This window comes from Kitasatospora sp. CM 4170, from assembly GCF_032110285.1.
GTDB lineage: Bacteria > Actinomycetota > Actinomycetes > Streptomycetales > Streptomycetaceae > Kitasatospora > Kitasatospora aburaviensis.
The window spans coordinates 2,728,358-2,748,087 of the sequence record NZ_CP134877.1 but is presented as its reverse complement, the minus strand read 5'-3'; the positions used below and the strand labels follow the sequence as shown (position 1 = coordinate 2,748,087).

Below are 19,730 nucleotides of genomic sequence, written 5' to 3'. Positions count from 1 at the left end.
TAGGATGATGCCCACACAACACTTACCTGCCGACCGGCTAGGGGTAGGCGCCGTCGCCATGCCGTCATGCCGGTCCATCCGTCGCCCGATCCCGTCCCCCGAGGGCTGGCGGTGAACCATGCCCAGGAGGCATCACGAGCATGTTCCACCGACTAGGACACTTCGTCGTCCGTCGCGCCTGGTGGGTGATCGCCGCGTGGGTGGTCGCGATGATCGCGATCGCCGCGAGCGCGCCGAAGATCACCGCGCAGACCGACGAGGCCGCCTTCCTCCCGAAGCACTACGAGTCGATCCAGGCCGCGCAGGTCCAGGAGAAGGCCTTCCCGGCCAGCTTCACGCCCTCGGCGCTCGCCCTGTTCGAGCGCAACGACGGCGCCCCGATGAGCGAGGCCGACAAGGCCGCGATGGCCAAGATCGTCGACGGTCTCACCGCCAAGAACATCGAGCACGTCGAGAAGATCATCCCGGTCGGCGAGCAGACGACGTCCAAGGACGGCAAGTACGCCCTGGCGCCGATCGCCATCGACAAGACGACCCAGCAGTCCGAGGCCTTCGGCGAGACCGCCAAGAAGCTGCGTGAAGAGGGCAAGGCGCTCACCTCGGGCACCGACCTGAAGTTCCAGCTCGGCGGCGCCGCCGCCCAGCAGCTGGACCAGAAGGACGCCTCCGGCGCGGCCGACGCCATCATCGCGCTGAGCAGCGTGCTCCTGGTCGCGATCATCGTCGGCATCATCTTCCGGAGCATCCTCGCCGGCATCCTGCCGGTCCTGCTCTCGCTGGCCGTCGCCATGCCGACGTCCAACGGCCTGATCGCCTACGCCACCAAGGCCTTCGACCTGGAGAGCACGCCGATCCTGTCGGCCATCCTGATCGTCGTGGTGCTCGGTGTCGGGACGGACTACTTCCTCTTCCTGGCGTTCCGCTACCGCGAGCGGCTGCGGGCCGGTGACGACCGCAAGGAGGCCGTGGCCAACGCGGTCGGCCGGGTCGGCGAGGCGATCGCCTCCGCCGCCGGCGCGGTCACCGTCGCCTTCGCGGCGCTGATCCTCTCCAGCCTCGGCATGTTCAAGGCGCTCGGCCCGGCGCTGGCCATCGCGGTCGTCGTCACCGCGTTCGCCTCGGTCACCCTGGCCCCGGCCGTCCTCGCCGTGATCCCGGCGCGCGGTGTCTTCTGGCCCGGCAAGAAGTGGATGACGGAGCCCGGCAACGCCCGCTTCGCCGCGCTCGGCCGCATGGTCCAGAAGCGCCCCGCCATGGTCGCCATCGCCTCCGGCGGTGTGCTGGTGGCCCTGACCGCCGGCGCCATCAACTACAACGGCACCTTCGACCTCGCGGGCAGCTCCATGCCCAAGGACAAGGAGTCGATGGTCGTCCAGGACAAGCTGGTCAACGGCTTCTCCGCGGGCGCCGCCGACCCGACGCACGTCTACCTCTCCGTCACCGGCGGCGGGAAGCTCGACGAGGGCAAGTTCGACGGCTACGTCGCCAAGCTCGGCGCCGTCCCCGGCGTGGCCAGCGCGGCGCCGAAGCCGCAGGTCAGCCAGGACGGCTCGACCGCCGACTTCACCGTCCTGCTCAAGAACGAGCCGTCCAGCAACGACGCGATCGACACCGTCACCGAGCTGCGCGAGGTCGCCCACGCGCAGGCACCGGCCGGTACCGAGGCCAAGGTCGGCGGCATCACCGCGATCTACAAGGACATCAACCTGGCGATGAGCCACGACTACAAGTTGGTGTTCCCGGTCGCAGGTCTGCTGATCCTGCTCATCCTGGGCCTCCAGCTGCGCAGCGTGGTCGCCCCGTGGTACCTGATGGCCTCGGTCGGCCTCGGCTTCACCGCCACCCTCGGCTCCTCGACCCTGCTGTTCCAGAACATCAAGGGCGAGCACGGCATGATGTTCATGCTGCCGATCCTCATCTACCTCTTCGTGGTGGCGATCGGTACCGACTACAACATCCTGATCATCGCCCGTCTGCGCGAGGAGGCCCGTGCGGGCCGCAACCCGCGCGAGGCGGCCCGGGAGGCCGTGCGCCACGGCGGTCCGACCGTCGCGGCGGCGGGCTTCATCCTGGCGGTGTCGTTCGCGACCTTCATGCTCGCGGGCAACATCTTCATGCTGGAGTTCGGCTTCGCGATGGCCTTCGGCATCTTCCTGGCGGCCTTCGTGATGGCGATGTTCTTCACCCCGGCGCTCACCGCGCTGGTCGGCCGCGCCGCCTGGTGGCCCGGCCACGGCGACGTCGGCGGCCACGACAGCGGCCCGGCGCCGCTGGCCGGCTCGCACGGCGTCCCGGAGCCGGCCGGACGGCGCTGACCGTCCCCCGTGCACGGCAGGCAGGCGGCGTCCGCTTCGGCGGGCGCCGCTTGCCCCGTTCCGGAAGTCTGCAAACGTGACGTGCCCGGCAGAAATCCCCCGGTCAACCGGGGTGACGGCGTGCTACAGTCGAAGCAGTTGCAGTTTTGGTTCCCATGAACGTTTGTGTGCGCCTGCTGGTTCCAACCAACAGGCGCATTTGTTTTGTCCGGTGTTTCAGTCTCCGGATGGGGATCGCGGCTACTTGGGGTCCACGAGGTGTGGGCCCTGATGCCCCAGTTTTTGAGGAGACGGTTATGGCTACCGGCACCGTGAAGTGGTTCAACAGCGAAAAGGGCTTCGGCTTCATCGAGCAGGACGGTGGCGGCGCCGACGTCTTCGCCCACTACTCGAACATCCAGGCTCAGGGCTTCCGTGAGCTGGTCGAGGGCCAGAAGGTCGAGTTCGACGTCACCCAGGGCCAGAAGGGCCCGCAGGCCGAGAACATCACGATCATCGGCTGACGTCAGCCTCCCAGCTGACTCGCGCGGCGAGGGCCCGCACCGCACGGTGCGGGCCCTCGCCCATGCCGCCGAACGGCCGGGGCGGCGCACTTCACTCCGACGGCCGACCAGCCCGCACCGGGCTGTGCCCACCACCGGACGGAGACTCCGTGACCACCCCTGCCCGCCCGTCGCGCGACGGCGACCGCACCCGCAAGCCCCGCAGCCGCGGCGGTGCCGCCCGCACCACCGGGGGCGCCCGCACCGACGGCCCCCGCACCCCCCGGCGCAGCGCCCCGCGCGCCGCCGCCCAGGCGCCCGCCGACTTCACCGTCGTCGAGGGCACCCCGGCCCGCCCGCCGGCCGCGAGCTTCGCCGAGCTCGACCTCCCCAAGGGCATCCTCAGCGCGCTGACCCGCGAGGGCGTCACCGAGCCGTTCCCGATCCAGGCCGCCACGCTGCCGGACTCCATCGCCGGCCGCGACGTGCTCGGCCGCGGCCGCACCGGCTCCGGCAAGACCCTCGCCTTCGGCCTGCCGCTGCTGGCCCGCACCGCCGGCCGGCGCGCCGACGCCCGGCACCCGCTGGCGCTCGTCCTCACCCCGACCCGCGAACTGGCCCAGCAGGTCACCGAGGCGCTCACTCCGTACGCGACCGCCGTCAACCTGCGGATCGCCACCGTCGTCGGCGGCATGTCCATCACCCGGCAGGCCAACGCGGTGCGCCGCGGCGCCGAGGTGCTGGTGGCCACCCCGGGCCGACTGGACGACCTGATCAACCGCGGCGACGTGCGGCTCTCCGACGTGGCGATCACCGTCCTGGACGAGGCCGACCAGATGGCCGACATGGGCTTCCTGCCGCAGGTCACCAAGCTGCTGGAGCAGGTCGCCGAGGGCGGGCAGCGGATGCTCTTCTCCGCCACCCTGGACCGCAACGTCGACCGCCTGGTCAAGCGCTTCCTGACCGACCCGGTCACCCACTCGGTGGACCCGTCGGCCGGCGCGGTGACCACCATGGACCACCACCTGCTCCAGCTGGAGCCCGCCGACAAGGCGTCCGCCACCGCGCACATCGCCTCCCGCGAGGGCCGGCTGATCATGTTCGTGCACACCAAGCACGGCGCCGACCGCCTCGCCAAGCAGCTGCTCGCCAACGGCGTGAAGGCCGCGGCCCTGCACGGCGGCAAGTCCCAGCCGCAGCGCAACCGGGTGCTCGACCAGTTCCGCGACGGCCACGTCACCGCGCTGATCGCCACCAACGTCGCCGCCCGCGGCATCCACATCGACGGCCTCGACCTGGTCGTCAACGTCGACCCGCCGATCGACCACAAGGACTACCTGCACCGCGGCGGCCGCACCGCCCGGGCCGGCGAGTCCGGCACCGTCGTCACCCTGGTCCTGCCCGAGCAGCGGCGCGAGGTCAACAAGCTGATGACGGTGGCCGGCATCCGCCCCACCACCACCAAGATCCGCCCGGGCGACGCCGAGCTCGCCCGGATCACCGGTGCCCGTACCCCGAGCGGCGTGCCCGTCACGCTGGCCGCGCCGGTGCAGGCCGCGCCCGCCGAGGCCAAGCCCGAGGGCAAGGCCGGCGCCCCGCGCCGCCGCCCCGGCAAGCGCTCCGGGCTGCCCACCGACGTCGACATGAGCGGCAACCCGCGCCGCCCCCGCCCCAAGCAGCGCATCGGCGGCGCCCAGGGCGAGCGGCACCAGGCGGCCGGCTTCATCGGCCGCGCCTCGGGCCGGCCCAAGCCCGGCAGCGGCTCCAAGTCCGGCTCCAACTACGGCACCGGCCGCCAGCGCCGCAAGGCCGACTGAGCCTTCCCAGGTCCGACCACGGCCCGGTTCCCCCTCGTACGGGGGGAGCCGGGCCGTGTGCGTTCCGGCCGGATCGGCCTGGCGCGGGGGGAGCCGGGCCGTGTGCGTTCCGGCCGGATCGGCCACCCGCCCGGCCTGCCCGGGTGTGTGCCGCCCCGTGTCGTACACCTGTCGTCCGTGGACGGACCGGTGGCGTGATCTCCACCCCACCCCGTTGACCGTGAACACGTCGCACCCGAGACTTTCACGCGGCCTGCACAACTGTCTCACCGTCATCACGGTTCACGGACAGGCGGGTCGACCGGTTCACCGTCTCCGGAAGGACCTTCCCGATGCGTCGCACCGCCGCCCTGCTCTCCGGCGCCGCCCTGCTCGGCGCGGCCGCAACCTTCGCCGTACCAGCCGTCAACGCCCAGGCCGCCGGTGGGTGTTACGCCTACACCGGCGGCTGGAACGCCTACGGCGCCTGCTCCGGCATCGACCCGCTGCAGACCTGGTACGTCACCGCCACCTGCCAGTACTGGAACGCCGACCACACGGTGCAGTTCTCCCGGCCGGTCAACGGCTTCCTGGTGGCCGGTGACGGCACGTCGGTAGCTTCCTGCGGGATCAACGACACCGTGCTCTTCCCGCGCGTCGTCTACGGCGGCCGGCTGCCCACCCAGCCCGCCGGCCCGGTCGGTCAGATCAGCGGCTACGCGGACAAGTGCGTCGACGTGAAGGGCGCCAGCAGCTCCGACCGCACGCCGGTCCAGATCTACGACTGCAACGGCACCGGCGCCCAGCAGTGGAAGATCGCCGTGGACGGCACGATCCGCGCCCTCAACAAGTGCCTGGACGTGGCCGGCGGCAACACCGCCAACGGGACCAAGGTCCAGCTCTACTCCTGCAACGGCACCGGCGCGCAGCAGTGGCAGGTCCGGACCGACGGTTCGATCCTCAACCCGCAGTCCGGCCGCTGCCTGGACGACCTGGGCTTCTCCACCACCAACGGCAACCAGCTCGGCATCTGGGACTGCAACGGCGCCGCCAACCAGGTCTGGCACGTCCCCGCCTGACCGGCTCGCGCAGTCGAGCCCGACCGGACCGGCGGTCGCGCCGTCCGGACCACCCTCACGTCTTCCCCCAGGAGCTTCCCCATGCGCAGAACCGCCGCCCTGTTCGCCACCGCCTTGTTGGCCGGGGCCGCCGCGCTCACCACCGCGCCGGCCGCCGGTGCCGCCGAGACCGCGTCGCCCGTTCCCGCCGGCGCGCAGGCCGCCGATCCGGCGGGCTGCACCGTCACCTCCACCATGTGGGACGCCACCGGCACCTGCACGAGCATGGACCCGATGCAGACCTGGCGGGTCAGCGCCATGTGCCAGAGCTGGAGCGCCAACGGCATCCCCTTCTACACCGGGGCCTACAGCAGCGGGTGGGTGACCGGCAACGGCACCAGCACCGCGTGGTGCGGCTCCATGGAGACGATCTGGTCACAGGGCATCGCGCTCGGCCCCACGCCCCCGTCCGGGCCGACCGGTCCGGTCACCGGCTACGTGAACAAGTGCCTGGACGTGCGCGGCGGCTCCAGCAGCAATGGCACCCCCATCCAGATGTGGGACTGCCTCGGCAACGTCAACCAGAACTGGCGGATCGGCTCCGACGGCACCATCCGCGCCGTCGGCAAGTGCCTGGACGTCCAGGGCGGCCGCACGGGCAACGGCACGTCGGTGCAGATCTACGACTGCAACGGCACCGGCGCACAGCAGTGGCGGGCCCGGCCCGACGGCGCGATCGTCAACCCGCAGTCCGGCCGCGTGCTGGACGTCCGGGGCTGGGACACCGCCAACGGCGCCCTGGTGCAGATCTGGGACTTCAACGGCACCGCCAACCAGCTCTGGCACGTGCCCGCTTGATGCCCACGGCAGTCCCGTCGACCGGATCACCCTCACTCCTAAGGACGTCCCGAATGCGCAGAACCGCCGCCCTGTTCGCCACCGCCCTGCTCGCGGGGGCGGCCGCGCTCACCGCGCCGGCCGCCACCGCCGCCGAGAGCCCCGCCCAGGGCGCGCCGTCCGCGCAGACCGCCGGGACGCAGTCCGGCGCCGCCCTGGCCGCCGGCAGCTGTACCGTCAGCCGCAGCGGCGCCGGCTTCGTCGGCACCTGTTCGGGTATCGACCCGATGCAGACCTGGACGGTCAACGGCACCTGCCAGGGCTTCGACGCCAACGGGTTCCCCTCCTTCTCGCCGGCGTACGGCTACTGGGTCACCGGCAACACCAGCGCCACCGCGGGGTGCTTCGGCATGTCGATGCCCTCCTACGGCTGGATCACGTACGGCCCCGCCGTCCCGGCCGGCCCGGTCGGTCAGATCAGCGGCTACGCGGACAAGTGCGTCGACGTGAAGGGCGGCACCAACGCCAACGGCACGCCGGTCCAGATCTGGGACTGCCTCGGCAACGCCGCCCAGCGGTGGAAGATCGGCACGGACGGCACGATCCGCGCCCTCGGCAAGTGCCTGGACGTCCAGGGCGGCAACACCGGCAACGCCACCCGGGTGCAGGTCTACGACTGCAACGGCACCGGCGCGCAGCAGTGGCAGGTCCGGGCCGACGGTTCGATCCTCAACCCGCAGTCCGGCCGCTGCCTGGACGACCTCGGTTTCTCCACCACCAACGGCAACCAGCTCGGCATCTGGGACTGCAACGGCGCCGCCAACCAGGTCTGGCACGTGCCCGCCTGACGCCCGTGGCAGCCCTGCCGACCGATTCATCCTTACCCCCGAGGAGTACCTCGATGCGTCGTATCGCCTCCCTGTTCGCCACCGCCTTGCTCGCGGGGGCCGCCGCGCTCACCGCGCCGGCCGCCAGTGCCGCCGAGAGTCCCGCCCCCGCGGCCGCGCAGTCCGCCCAGTCCGCCACGACCGTCCCGGGCCCGGGCGGCGTCGGGAGCTGCGTCGAGTCCGGCGCGTCCGCCACCTGTACCGGCCTCGACCCGATGCAGACCTGGAGCGTCGGGGGCACCTGCGCGGCCTGGGACTTCAACACCAACATGTACACCTTCTCGCAGGCGTGGAGCGGCACGGTCAGGGGTGACGGCTCCGCCACCGCGACCTGCTTCGGTATGGGCTGGTGGTGGGGCGGCGGCGTCCACTTCGGGTCCGCCGTCCCGGGCGGTCCGGTCGGGCAGGTCACCGGCTTCGCGGGCAAGTGCCTGGACGTGCGCGGCGCCAGCATGAACAACAAGACGCCCACCCAGATCTGGGACTGCCTCGGCAACGTCAACCAGCAGTGGAAGATCGGCACCGACGGCACCATCCGCGCCGTCGGCGTCTGCCTGGACATCTGGGACGGCCGCACCGGCAACGGCACCCAGGTGCACACCGGCCCCTGCAACGGCAACATCGCCCAGCAGTGGTGGGTCCGGGGCGACGGCGCGATCGTCAACACGAAGTCCGGCCGCTGCCTGGACGTCCGGGGCTTCGACAGCACCAACGGCAACATCGTGCAGATCTGGGACTGCAACGGCACCGCGAACCAGCTCTGGCACCTGCCCGTCTGATGCGGACCTGACGGTACGAGCCTGAGAGCACGGCGAAGCCCGGTCTCCCCTCGCCCGAGGGGGCCGGGCCCGTTGCGTCCCGGCGGTTCGCCGGACGAGCCGCCGGGACGCTCAGGCGGTGAGGGCGGGGGCCGCTGCCACCACCCGCCGGGCCCGGTCGTAGCGGGTGAGGAGGAGGGTGGCGACCTCGGGGGCGGCACCGAGGACGTCGGCGAGGAGGTCGGCGGAGCCGGCGGCGGCCCCGGCGATGCGGTCGGGGAGGAGGCCCGGGGCGAGCAGGTAGGGGGAGACGGCCACCTCGGCGGCGCCGGCGCGGCGCAGGGTTGCGACGGCGTCCGGGACGCGGGGGCCGGCGGCGGAGGCGTAGGCGACCTCGACGGCGGCCCAGCCGCGGGTGCGGCGCCACTCGGCGGCGACCGCGCGGGTGGCGGCGTCGGCGGCCGGGTCGGAGGAGCCGGCCGCGGCGAGGACGACCCCGGTGCGGGCCCGGACGGCGGGGGAGCCGAGGTCGAGCCCGGCCTCGGCGAGCCGCCGGTCCAGCGCGGCGAGCAGCAGCGACGAGGGCCCGAGCACATCGGCGACCGGGAGGGCCGCACCGCAGGCCCGCAGCGCGGCGGGGATGTCGTGCTTGGCGTGGAAGGCCCGGTTGAGCAGGAGCGGAACGGCGACGGCCGCGGTGTCGGCCTCCGCGAGCCGGGCGGCCACCCGTGGGATCCGCGGCGCGCAGTGGTCGAGGTAGGCGGTGGCCACCTCCAGCCCGGGGCGCAGCGCGCGGACCCGCTCGACCAGCGCGGCCACCGTCGCGGCGTGCCGGGGGTCGCGGCTGCCGTGGGCGATCAGCAGCAGGGCGGGGCCGCCCGCCGCCACCGGGGTCACGGGGGCGGCGGACCGGCGGCGGCCTTCGGAGGACACGGGAGCCGCCTCACTTGACGGCGGCCAGCAGGCCGCGGTTGCGCAGGACCCGGCGCTCGACCGGGGTGAACACCAGCAGCTCGATGGCGATGCCGACGAACAGGATGAGCAGGATGCCGAGCAGCACCCCCGCCATGTCGGAGAACTCGCGCTGGTTCTCCAGGTACCGGCCGAGGCCGAGGCCCAGGTCGGGGGAGGAGGCGACCAGCTCGGCGGCCATCAGCGAGCGCCAGGAGAAGGCCCAGCCCTGCTTGAGGCCGGCCAGGTAGCCGGGCAGCGCGGCCGGAAGCAGGACGTGCCGGGCGCCGTTCAGGCCGGTGGCGCCGATGGTGCGGCCGGCCCGCAGGAACAGCGGCGGCACCTGGTCGATGCCGGCCACCAGGCCGTTGGCGATGGACGGGACGGCGCCGAGCAGGATCACCGCGTACATCATCGAGTCGTTGATGCCGAGCCAGATGACGGCGGCCGGCACCCAGGCGACCGAGGGCAGCGACTGCAGGCCGGAGAGCACCGGCCCGAGCGCGGCCCGGACCGGCCGGACCCGGGCGACCAGCAGGCCGATCGGGGTGCCGATGGCGAGCGCGACCAGGAAACCGGACAGGCCGCGCCAGACGCTGGTCCAGATGATCGAGAAGAGCGTGCCCGCGGTCCAGAGGTCCTCGGCGGCGCGCCAGACGTCGAGCGGGCTGGGCAGCTTGTACTCGCTGGTCAGGTGCAGGCTGTAGGCGCCCTGCCAGAGCGCGAGCACCAGGACGGCGCCGAGCAGCGGCGGCAGCGCCTTCTGCCGCAGCGCCTCGGCGAGCGAGCGGTGCGGCGCGGAGACCGCGTCCAGCGCGTCCAGGCCGGCGCCGACGTCGGCGGTGTCCGCCCCGGCGGCCGGGGACGTCTTCGGGGCGGGGGCGGTGTCAGTGCTGGCCATGGCGGCGGATCTCCCCACGCAGTTCTTCGGTGATCTCGATGGACAGGTCGGCGACGCCGGCGGACTCGATCCGGCGCGGCTGCGGCAGGTCGATCCGCCACTCCTTGGCGACCCGGCCGGGGCGGGAGGAGAGCAGCACCACGCGCTGGGCGAGCCGGACGGCCTCCCGCACGTTGTGGGTGACGAACAGGACGGAGAGCTTGCGCTCGGCCCAGATCCGGGTGATCTCGTCGTGCAGGACGTCCCGGGTGATGGCGTCGAGGGCCGCGAACGGCTCGTCCATCAGCAGCACCGAGCCGCCCTGGGCGAGGGCGCGGGCCATCGCGACGCGCTGGCGCATGCCGCCGGAGAGCTCGTGCACGCGCTTGCCGTAGGAGCCGGCGAGGCGGACCAGTTCGAGCAGGCGCTCGGCCTCGGCCCGGCGCTCCGCGCGCGGGACGCCGGCGAGCTTGAGGGCGAGCTCGATGTTCTTGCCGGCCGTGAGCCACGGGAACAGCGCGTGCTCCTGGAACATCAGCGCGGGGCGCCCCGCGGGCACCTCGATCGTGCCCGCGGTGGGCCGGTCGAGGCCGGCGACCAGGTTGAGCAGGGTGGACTTGCCGCAGCCCGAGGCGCCGAGCAGCGTGACGAACTCGCCGGGCGCCACGTCCAGGGTGATGTCGTCCAGCACGTGGGTCTGCGCGCCGGCGCGCCCGAAGGACTTGTGCACGTGCGAGATCCGGACGGCGGGCGAGCCGGCCGGCACCTCGGTGCGCGGGGCGTCTTCCGTGGTGGTCAGTGCCGGGGTCATGGGCACCTCCTGAATCTGGGGGCACCTCCCAGCCGGAGGCTGGGGGGCGGTCAGGGCCCCTCCGGCCGGTCGGCGGGTCGGAGGGAGGGTGGCGAAGTCGGGTACCGGGGTCCGGCCCCCGCCCGTCCCGTAGTTGGGGCATCGATCGGGCATCGACCGGGCGGGCGGGGGTTCCGGACCGCGGGGCTTGGCCGCGGCGGCGCGGGGCCGCCGCGGGCTGGGCTACTTGCTGCCGAGTCCGGCGTCCGCCACAGGGCTCTGGCCCTTGGCCGCGAGCACCTTGTTGAGCAGGGTCAGGTCGTAGATCCCGTTCAGGTTGGGCTTCTTGAGCAGGCCGGCGGTGACGGCGTGGTCGGCCTCGGCCTGCAGCGTGCCGGCCAGCGGGTCGTCCAGGAAGTCGATGTCGGCCCAGGCCGGGTCGAGGACGGCCGGCTCCAGGGCGTTGCCGGCCTCCTTCTTGATGGCCTCGTTGGCGTCGGCCTTGGCCTTCTCCGGGTTGGCCTTGATGAAGGCGTTGGCGGCCACCGAGCCGCGCAGCACGGCCTCCACCACGTCCGGGTGCTCGCCGAGGAACTTCTGCGAGACGATCAGGTTGGTGATCACGAACTTCTTGTCCGGCCAGACGTCCTTCTCGTTGAGCAGGACCTTCGCGCCGAGGGTGACCAGCTTGGAGGCGGTCGGCTCGGGCACCCAGGCGCCGTCGATCGAGCCCTGCTTGTAGGCGTCCGGGGTGACCTTGTTGTCCGAGCGGACCACGGAGACGTCACCGGCGCCGGACTGGGCGTCGACCTTGTAGCCCTTGCCGGCCAGGTAGTTGAGCAGCGCCACGTCCTGGGTGTTGCCCAGCTGCGGGGTGGCGATCTTCTTGCCCTTGAGGTCGTCCAGGGAGGCGATCTTGTCCGGGTTGACCACCAGCTTGACCCCGCCGGAGGCCGAACCGCTGATGATCTTCAGCGACTTGCCCTCGGACTTGGTGAAGCCGTTGATCGCCGGGGAGGGGCCGATCCAGCCGATGTCGATGGAGCCGGCGTTCAGCGCCTCGATCTCGGCCGGGCCCGCGTTGAAGACCTGGGTCTTGATCTGGGTGCCGCCGAGCTCCTTCTGGAAGAGGCCCTCCTGGAGGCCGACCAGCGGGGTGCCGTGGGTCAGGTTGGCGAAGTAGCCGATCTTCACGGTGTCGGCGGAGAGCTTCGCGCCGGCCGCACCCGCGGACGAAGCCCCGGCGGCGGCGCCGGAGTCGGACGTCTTGTCCGCGCTCTTCGAGCCGTAGCCGCAGGCGGAGAGCAGCGTCACGGCGGTGAGGCCGGCCACGGCGGCCGCGGCGGTGCGTCTGATCCGGCCGGCGGCCGGGCGTGCGGGGGTATCCGGGGCGGAGGCGTGCGGGAGGGCCTGGTTCGGTGCCATGGCAGGGTCCTGTTCGCGGACGGACCGTCAGGAGACGGTCTCGGGAAGGAAGTCGGTCGAGGTGGTGCTTGCGGCATCGGGGGATGCCGGGCAAGCCGGGGCGGCGCTGCTGTTCCGGTGGTGGGGAGGACAGCGGCCGGCCCGGTGACAGGGCGTTCTCAGCCGTGTCGGCCCACACATCGGGTCAGACCGCCCTGGCCGCTGCCGAGGACGCCGCTGCCGATGCGGCCGCCTTCCTTGTCCATGCCCGAGAACGCCTCGATGGGCATCAGACCCAGTCCTCCTCGTCGGGAGCGTCGGTGGTGCGTACGGTGTCGAACGCCTCGCCCGCCATGCCGGCGGTGAGCGTGGTGCCGTCGGCCGGGTCGATCAGCAGGAACGAGCCGGTCCGGCGGTTGTCGGAGTAGCCGTCGAGCGCCAGCGGCTCGGCGGTGCGCAGCACCACGTGGCCGATGTCGTTGACGCTCAACCCCTCGGGGGCGGGGCGCTGTTCGAGGCCCCCCTCGCTGATCGGCGCAGTGATGTCGATCCGGTAGGAGATCTCCTTGACCAGTGCGCGCACGGTGCGGGTGGTGTGCTTGAGCAGCACCTTGTCGCCGGCGCGCAGCGGGCGCTCGTTGAGGTGGCTGACGGTGGCCTCGATGTCCTTGGTGGGGACGGGGGCGGGGCCGGCCGCGATCAGGTCGCCGCGGGAGATGTCGATGTCGTCGGCGAGGCGGACGGTGACGGACTGGGGGGCCCAGGCGATGTCCGTCTCCCTGCCGAGTGCGTCGATGCCGGCGACGGTGGTGGTGTGGCCGGAGGGCAGCACCGTGACGGTGTCGCCGACGCGCAGCACGCCGGAGGCCAACTGGCCGGCGTAGCCGCGGTAGTCGGGGTGCTCCTCGGTCTGCGGGCGGATCACGTACTGGACCGGGAAGCGGGCCGGCTCGATGCTCGGGTCGCTGCCGACCGGCACGGTCTCCAGGTGTTCCAGCAGGGTCGGGCCGCCGTACCAGTCCATGTGGGCGGACGGCTCGACCACGTTGTCGCCGGCGAGCGCGGAGATCGGTACGGCCACCACGTCCTTGACGCCGAGCGAGGCGGCGTAGGCGGTGAACTCGGCGGCGATGGCGGCGAAGGCGGGCTCGGCGTAGTCGACCAGGTCCATCTTGTTGACGGCCAGCACCACGTGCGGCACCCGCAGCAGTGCGGCGACGGCCGCGTGCCGGCGGGTCTGCTCGACGACGCCGTTGCGGGCGTCGACCAGCACGACGGCGAGTTCGGCGGTGGAGGCGCCGGTGACCATGTTCCGGGTGTACTGCACGTGCCCGGGGGTGTCGGCGAGGATGAACCGCCGCCGCGGGGTGGCGAAGTAGCGGTAGGCGACGTCGATGGTGATGCCCTGCTCGCGCTCGGCGCGCAGGCCGTCGGTGAGCAGCGCGAGGTCGGGCGCCTCCTGGCCGCGGCCCAGGGAGACGCGCTCGACGGCCTCCAGCTGGTCGGCGAGCACCGACTTGGAGTCGTGCAGCAGGCGGCCGACCAGGGTGGACTTGCCGTCGTCGACGGAGCCGGCGGTGGCGAAGCGCAGCAGGGACGTGGCGCTGGTCTCGGTGGCGGTGCTCATTTAGAAGTATCCCTCGCGCTTGCGGTCTTCCATCGCGGCCTCGGAGAGCTTGTCGTCGGCGCGGGTGGCGCCGCGCTCGGTGAGACGGCTGGCGGCGATCTCGGCGATGACGGCCTGGATGTCGGTGGCGTCGGAGTCGACGGCGCCGGTGCAGGACATGTCGCCGACGGTGCGGTAGCGGATCAGGCGGCGCTGGACCGGCTCGTTCTCCTTGGGGCCGCCCCACTCGCCGGCGGTCAGCCACATGCCGTTGCGGGAGAAGACGTCGCGCTCGTGCGCGTAGTAGATCTCCGGCAGCTCGATGCCCTCGCGCTCGATGTACTGCCAGACGTCCAGCTCGGTCCAGTTGGAGAGCGGGAAGACCCGGACGTGCTCGCCGACGGCGTGCCGGCCGTTGTAGAGGGACCAGAGCTCGGGGCGCTGGCGGCGCGGGTCCCAGGCGCCGAACTCGTCGCGCAGGGAGAAGACGCGCTCCTTGGCGCGGGCCTTCTCCTCGTCGCGGCGGCCGCCGCCGAAGACGGCGTCGAAGCGGTTGCTCTCGATGGCGTCGAGCAGCGGGACGGTCTGCAGCGGGTTGCGGGTGCCGTCGGGGCGCTCGCGCAGCCGGCCGTCGTCGATGAAGTCCTGGACGTGGGCGACGTGCAGGCGCAGGCCGTGCTCGGCCACGACGCGGTCGCGGTAGGCGATCACCTCGGGGAAGTTGTGGCCGGTGTCGACGTGCAGCAGGGAGAACGGGACCGGCGCGGGGGCGAACGCCTTGAGCGCCAGGTGCAGCATGACGATGGAGTCCTTGCCGCCGGAGAAGAGGATCACCGGGCGCTCGAACTCCCCCGCGACCTCGCGGAAGATGTGCACCGACTCGGCCTCCAGCGCGTCCAGGTGGGACAGCGCGAAGGGGGTGTCTTCGGTGTGGACGGGACTGTCGGTCGCGGTGGTCATGCGAGGCCCCTCTCGGTCAGGAAGGCGTGCAGCTCGGCGGCGGACTCGGCGACCGCGCGGCCCTGCGTCTGCAGGCGCAGCTCCGGGTCGGCCGGGGCCTCGTACGGGTCGTCCACGCCGGTGAGGCCGGAGATCTCGCCGGCCGCCTGCTTCGCGTACAGGCCCTTGACGTCGCGTTCGGCGCAGAGCTCGACGGGGGTGGCGACGTGGATCTCCAGGAACGCGGTGCCGTTGGCGGCGTGCCGGGTGCGGACCGCGGCGCGGGAGTCGGCGTAGGGGGCGATCACCGGGGCGAGGACCTTGACGCCGTTGGCGGCCAGCTTCTCGGCGACGAACCCGATCCGGGTGACGTTGGTGTGCCGGTCCTCGCGGGTGAAGCCGAGGCCCTTGGAGAGGAACTCGCGGATCTCGTCGCCGTCGAGGACCTCGACCTTGTGGCCCTCGGCGCGCAGCCGCTCGGCCAGCGCGAAGGCGAGCGTGGTCTTGCCGGCGCTCGGCAGCCCGGTCAGCCACACGGTGGCGCCGCGCTCGCAGGGGGCGGCCGCGGGGGCCGCCTCTGCGGCTCCGTCGGCGGCCAGGGTGTGGACTGTCGTCACGGTGGGGTCTCCAGGAGGGGTGTGGTGGGGGATCGGCGGTGGATCAGAGGTGGATGCCGCACTCGGTCTTGCCGGAGCCGGACCAGCGGCCGGCCCGGGCGTCCTCGCCCTCGGCCGGCTTGCGGGTGCAGGACAGCGGCGAGCAGCCGATCGAGGTGTAGCCCTCCCACAGCAGCGGGTTGAGCAGCACCCCGTGGGCGGCGACGTAGGCGTCGACGTCCTCCTGCGTCCACCGGGCGATCGGGGCGATCTTGACCTTGCGGCGCTTCGGGTCCCAGGACACCACCGGGGTGTTCGCCCGGGTGGGGGACTCGTCGCGGCGCAGGCCGGTGGCCCAGGCGTCGTAGCCGCCGAGTCCGCGGTTCAGCGGCTCGACCTTCCGCAGCGAGCAGCAGAGGTCCGGGTCGCGGTCGTGCAGGTTCGGCCCGTACTCGGCGTCCTGCTCGGCCACGGTCAGCCGCGGCGTGAGGGTGATGACGTTGACCGGCATGGTCGCCGCCACCGCGTCCCGGGTGCCGATGGTCTCCGCGAAGTGGTAGCCGGTGTCCAGGAACACCACGTCCACGCCGGGCAGCACCGAGGAGGCGAGGTGGGCGACGACGGCGTCCTCCATGGAGGAGGTGACGCAGAACCGCTTGCCGAAGGTGTCGGCGGCCCACTGCAGGATCTCCTGCGGGGTCGCCTCCTCCAGCTCGCGGCCGGCCTTCTCCGCCGCCGCCCGGTGGTCAGTCGTCGTGCCGGTCACGTGGCGTACCCCCGTTGGTCGGTGACAGCAGGCCGAGGAACTTCAGCTGGAAGGCGCGGCGGCAGCCGTGGCACTCCCAGGCGCCGTGCCCGGCCTCGGACGGGCGCAGGTCCTCGTCCCCGCAGTACGGGCAGAAGAACGGTGCGGCTCGCTCACTCACGACAGCTGCTCCTCGTCGGCCCGGGCCGCCCACTGGGCGAAGCGCTCGCCCTCGGTGCGGCCGGCCCGGTAGCGGGTCAGCACGCGCTCGACGTAGTCGGGCAGGCCGTCCTTGGTGACCTTGAGGCCGCGGACCTTGCGGCCGAAGCCGGCCTCCAGCCCGAGCGCGCCGCCCAGGTGGACCTGGTAGCCCTCGACCTGGTCGCCGTTCTCGTCGGTGACCAGCTGGCCCTTGAGACCGATGTCGGCGACCTGGATCCGGGCGCAGGCGTTCGGGCAGCCGTTGATGTTGATGGTGAGCGGCTCGTCGAAGTCCGGGAGGCGCTCCTCCAGCTCGTCGATGAGCGTGCGGCCGCGCTCCTTGGTCTCGACGATGGCGAGCTTGCAGTACTCGATGCCGGTGCAGGCCATGGTGCCGCGGCGGAACGGCGACGGGTTGACCCGCAGGTCCAGCGCCTCCAGACCGGCCACCAGCGACTCGACCCGGTCCTCGGCGATGTCGAGGACGAGCATCTTCTGCTCGGCGGTGGTGCGCAGGCGGTCGCTGCCGTGCTCGGCGGCGAGGTCGGCGATCTGCCCGAGCAGCTTGCCGTTGACCCGGCCCACCCGGGGCGCGAAGCCGACGTAGTACCGGCCGTCCTTCTGCCGGTGCACGCCGACGTGGTCGCGCCAGCGGCCGCCGGGCTCCTCCGGCGCGGGGCCGTCCACCAGCCGGTACTTGAGGTACTCGTCCTCCAGGACCTGGCGGAACTTCTCCGGGCCCCAGTCGGCGACCAGGAACTTCAGCCGGGCGCGGTTGCGCAGGCGGCGGTAGCCGTAGTCGCGGAAGATGCCGATCACGCCGCCGTAGACGTCCGCGACCTCGTCCAGCGGGACCCAGGCGCCCAGGCGCACCCCGAGCTTCGGGTTGGTCGAGAGACCGCCGCCGACCCAGAGGTCGAAGCCGGGGCCGTGCTCCGGGTGGTCGACGCCGACGAAGGCGACGTCGTTGATCTCGTGCGCGACGTCCAGCAGCGGGGAGCCGGAGACGGCGGACTTGAACTTGCGCGGCAGGTTGGAGAACTCGGGGTTGCCGATGAAGCGGCGGTAGATCTCCTCGATGGCGGGGGTGCCGTCGATGATCTCGTCCTCGGCGATGCCGGCCACCGGGGAGCCCAGGATGACGCGCGGGGTGTCGCCGCAGGCCTCGGTGGTGGAGAGGCCGACGGCCTCCAGCTTCTGCCAGATCGCCGGGACGTCCTCGATCCGGATCCAGTGGTACTGGACGTTCTGGCGGTCGGTCAGGTCCGCGGTGCCGCGGCCGTACAGCTCGGAGACCTCGGCGATCGCCCTGAGCTGGGCGACGGTCAGCCGGCCGCCGTCGACGCGGACGCGGAGCATGAAGTACTCGGCGTCCAGCTCGTGCGGGTCCAGGATCGCGGTCTTGCCGCCGTCGATGCCCTCCTTGCGCTGGGTGTAGAGACCCCACCAGCGCATCCGGCCGCGCAGGTCGGCCGGGTCGATCGAGTCGAAGCCGCGGTGCGCGTAGATCGTCTCAATACGTGTCCGCACATTGAGACCGTCGTCGTCCTTCTTGAACTGCTCGTTGGCGTTCAGAGGAGTGAAGTGGCCCATGCCCCACTGGCCCTCACCGCGGTGGCGGGTCGCCTTGCGGGCCGCGGCGGGGCGGCGCGCGGCGGCGCTGTCGGCCGTGGGCTCGGCAGTCTCGGGGGTGGTGGCCATGGTGAAGTCCTTCGGGGCAGGTGGCTCTGACGCCGGGTTGGTCGCGGTGCGTGCTCGGCGGTGCGGTGCTGCTGTGACCTGCTGGTTTCTCAGGGCCGGGAGAGCAGTGACCGGGGCCGGGCGGGCGCCTGCGCATTCGCTTCGGCGGCTGCGGCGAGGGGGGTGGGCGCCGGGTGCGGTGGTGTCGCGGGGTGGGCTCAGGTCACCGGACAGATGGCGCTGGACACGCGAAGGAGATCGACGTGGAGTCGACCTACCAGGGTGGTTCCGGCGCTTGGCATGGCAAGAGATTCGCACGGCGCATGACTCGCGGTCCACTAACGTCCGTATTGTGGACGCACGGGTTTCGCATCCCGAGACGGTTGAGCGTTCCCGCCGCTCGCCGCTTTCCGCCCCACTGTCGCCGCTCCGCGGTCCGGAGATCAAGGGACCGGCCCCGGCCCGATAACGTTGGGCCTGTGCAAGCAGCAGGCGAAACGACGAGACCGAACCCCGAGCGGCCCTCCCGTCGTCGGGGCAAGGGCTCCCGGCGGGCGGCCAAGCAGGTCACCTGGCGCAGTACCGCCTGGGCCCTGGTGAAGGACACCACCAACACCTGCGTCGAGTACCGGGTCACCGGGCTCGCCGCCGAGGCGGCGTTCTTCACCCTCCTCTCCATCCCGCCGCTGCTGCTCTGCCTGGCCGGAACGCTCGGCTACCTGGACGACTTCCTCGGCGCCGGCACCATCGAGTCGCTGCGGCAGGACATCCTCAAGGCCTCCGGGACGGTCCTCACCGACTCGTCGGTCAAGGCGGTGGTGGTCCCGCTGCTGGACGACGTCTTCAACCACCGGCGGCCCGACCTCGTCTCGCTCGGCTTCCTGCTCTCGCTCTGGTCGGGCTCGCGCGCGCTCTACATCTTCATCGACACCATCACCGTGATGTACGGGCTGGACGGCAAGCGCGGCATCGTCAAGACCCGGACGATGTCGCTCGGCCTCTACCTCGGCGCCCTGGTGATCGGCTCGCTGGTGCTGCCGCTGCTGCTGGCCGGCCCCGGCCTGGTCCAGAACGCGGTGGGGGTCGGCCTCGCGTCCGTGGTCAACGCCTTCTACTGGCCGGTCGCGATCCTGCTGCTGATCGTCTCCCTCACCACGCTGTACCACCTGGCCGTGCCGGTCTCCACGCCGTGGCGCGAGGACATCCCCGGTGCGCTGGTGGCCCTGGTCGTCCTGGTCTTCTGCAGCGTCGGGCTCCGGTTCTACCTGGTGAGCTCGGTCGAGGGCCGCTCCGCGTACGGCTCGCTGGCCGCGCCGGTGGCCGTACTGCTGTGGATCTTCGTGGTCGCGCTCGCGGTGCTGATCGGCGCCGCGATGAACGCCGCCATAGACCGCCGCTGGCCCACCCTGGAGACCGCCGACGCGCGCGCCGAGAACGAGCGCGCCCACGAGGAGGCGGCCGCCGCCGTGGTCCGCGAGGTGGCTGCCCGGCGCGCCGTCGAGCGGGCCCGCCGGGCGCGCGAGCTGGGTCTCGCGGAGGGCGCCGAGGAGGAGTACTGGGAGGACGAGGGCGAGGACGTCGACGTGCCCTCGGAGTACCCCGAGCGCTGGGCCGACGTGCTGGCCGCCGACAACGTGCGGGCCCGGCTCACCACGCGCGGCGGCCCGCACCACCGGCCGGCCCCGCCGCCGCCGGACAGCGACCGGCCGACCGCGCCGCCGCCGGAGCGACCGCTGCCCGGGCACCCGCCCCGGCCGCCGTGGGACCAGCAGCGCTGAGACGGGGGTCCGCGTCCGCGGGGGTGT

19 protein-coding genes are annotated in these 19,730 nt (G+C 72.5%); 8 read left to right on the top strand and 11 right to left on the bottom strand.

From position 1 onward, the window contains the following. The first annotated feature begins 140 nt into the window (after positions 1-140). From RMN57_RS11110 to RMN57_RS11080, 7 genes are all read left to right on the top strand, one after another. On the top strand, positions 141-2,315 hold the full coding sequence (locus RMN57_RS11110) for an MMPL family transporter (RefSeq protein ID WP_313763228.1): 2,175 nt from the start codon (positions 141-143) through the stop codon (positions 2,313-2,315). 296 nt (positions 2,316-2,611) lie between these two features. Continuing rightward, positions 2,612-2,818: a cold-shock protein gene (locus RMN57_RS11105; protein ID WP_238740138.1), complete on the top strand. Its 207-nt coding sequence runs from the start codon at positions 2,612-2,614 to the stop codon at positions 2,816-2,818. A gap of 149 nt (positions 2,819-2,967) precedes the next feature. After that, positions 2,968-4,614, top strand: a complete 1,647-nt coding sequence (locus RMN57_RS11100) for a DEAD/DEAH box helicase (RefSeq protein ID WP_313763227.1) — start codon at positions 2,968-2,970, stop codon at positions 4,612-4,614. Positions 4,615-4,946: 332 nt separating this feature from the next. Beyond that, positions 4,947-5,672, top strand: a complete 726-nt coding sequence (locus tag RMN57_RS11095) for a ricin-type beta-trefoil lectin domain protein (protein WP_313763226.1) — start codon at positions 4,947-4,949, stop codon at positions 5,670-5,672. Between the two features lie 81 nt (positions 5,673-5,753). Next, complete coding sequence (locus RMN57_RS11090) at positions 5,754-6,509, top strand: RICIN domain-containing protein (RefSeq protein WP_313763225.1); 756 nt, start codon at positions 5,754-5,756, stop codon at positions 6,507-6,509. Between the two features lie 53 nt (positions 6,510-6,562). Beyond that, positions 6,563-7,336, top strand: a complete 774-nt coding sequence (locus RMN57_RS11085) for a ricin-type beta-trefoil lectin domain protein (protein ID WP_313763224.1) — start codon at positions 6,563-6,565, stop codon at positions 7,334-7,336. A gap of 53 nt (positions 7,337-7,389) precedes the next feature. Continuing rightward, the gene (locus RMN57_RS11080; protein ID WP_313763223.1) at positions 7,390-8,154 is read left to right on the top strand and encodes a ricin-type beta-trefoil lectin domain protein; all 765 of its coding nucleotides are present in this window, start codon (positions 7,390-7,392) and stop codon (positions 8,152-8,154) included. Between the two features lie 111 nt (positions 8,155-8,265). Here RMN57_RS11080 and RMN57_RS11075 read toward each other — a convergent pair whose 3' ends face one another. The 11 genes from RMN57_RS11075 to RMN57_RS11025 form a co-directional block, all read right to left on the bottom strand. After that, complete coding sequence (locus tag RMN57_RS11075) at positions 8,266-9,066, bottom strand: sirohydrochlorin chelatase (protein WP_313763222.1); 801 nt, start codon at positions 9,064-9,066, stop codon at positions 8,266-8,268. Positions 9,067-9,076: 10 nt separating this feature from the next. Next, a complete protein-coding gene (locus tag RMN57_RS11070; protein WP_313763221.1) occupies positions 9,077-9,985 on the bottom strand; it encodes an ABC transporter permease in 909 nt (302 codons plus the stop codon). Then, positions 9,972-10,775 carry an ABC transporter ATP-binding protein gene (locus tag RMN57_RS11065; RefSeq protein ID WP_313763220.1) on the bottom strand — a complete coding sequence of 268 codons (804 nt, stop codon included), beginning with the start codon at positions 10,773-10,775 and terminating at the stop codon, positions 9,972-9,974. The genes RMN57_RS11070 and RMN57_RS11065 overlap by 14 nt, the downstream gene beginning before the upstream one ends. Positions 10,776-10,997: 222 nt before the next feature. Then, positions 10,998-12,179 (bottom strand): aliphatic sulfonate ABC transporter substrate-binding protein, encoded by a 1,182-nt coding sequence (locus tag RMN57_RS11060; protein WP_313763219.1) that lies wholly within the window; start codon positions 12,177-12,179, stop codon positions 10,998-11,000. Positions 12,180-12,447: 268 nt separating this feature from the next. Beyond that, positions 12,448-13,785 carry a GTP-binding protein gene (locus tag RMN57_RS11055; RefSeq protein WP_313763218.1) on the bottom strand — a complete coding sequence of 446 codons (1,338 nt, stop codon included), beginning with the start codon at positions 13,783-13,785 and terminating at the stop codon, positions 12,448-12,450. After that, positions 13,786-14,724: a sulfate adenylyltransferase subunit CysD gene (gene cysD, locus RMN57_RS11050; RefSeq protein WP_313763217.1), complete on the bottom strand. Its 939-nt coding sequence runs from the start codon at positions 14,722-14,724 to the stop codon at positions 13,786-13,788. It abuts the gene before it with no gap. Next, positions 14,721-15,302, bottom strand: coding sequence for an adenylyl-sulfate kinase (gene cysC, locus RMN57_RS11045; protein ID WP_313767782.1), 582 nt, complete (start codon positions 15,300-15,302; stop codon positions 14,721-14,723). Before cysC ends, cysD begins: the two co-directional genes overlap by 4 nt. Before the next feature lie 61 nt (positions 15,303-15,363). Then, complete coding sequence (locus RMN57_RS11040) at positions 15,364-16,065, bottom strand: phosphoadenylyl-sulfate reductase (RefSeq protein WP_313763216.1); 702 nt, start codon at positions 16,063-16,065, stop codon at positions 15,364-15,366. Further along, on the bottom strand, positions 16,046-16,225 hold the full coding sequence (locus RMN57_RS11035; protein ID WP_238740113.1) for a hypothetical protein: 180 nt from the start codon (positions 16,223-16,225) through the stop codon (positions 16,046-16,048). Before RMN57_RS11035 ends, RMN57_RS11040 begins: the two co-directional genes overlap by 20 nt. Continuing rightward, positions 16,222-17,946, bottom strand: a complete 1,725-nt coding sequence (locus tag RMN57_RS11030; protein WP_313763215.1) for a nitrite/sulfite reductase — start codon at positions 17,944-17,946, stop codon at positions 16,222-16,224. Before RMN57_RS11030 ends, RMN57_RS11035 begins: the two co-directional genes overlap by 4 nt. A gap of 197 nt (positions 17,947-18,143) precedes the next feature. After that, a complete protein-coding gene (locus tag RMN57_RS11025; RefSeq protein ID WP_310593185.1) occupies positions 18,144-18,227 on the bottom strand; it encodes a putative leader peptide in 84 nt (27 codons plus the stop codon). 177 nt (positions 18,228-18,404) lie between these two features. On the opposite strand from RMN57_RS11025, the gene RMN57_RS11020 reads away from it, so the two are divergent. Then, positions 18,405-19,703 (top strand): YihY/virulence factor BrkB family protein, encoded by a 1,299-nt coding sequence (locus tag RMN57_RS11020; protein WP_313763214.1) that lies wholly within the window; start codon positions 18,405-18,407, stop codon positions 19,701-19,703. Positions 19,704-19,730 lie beyond the last annotated feature (27 nt).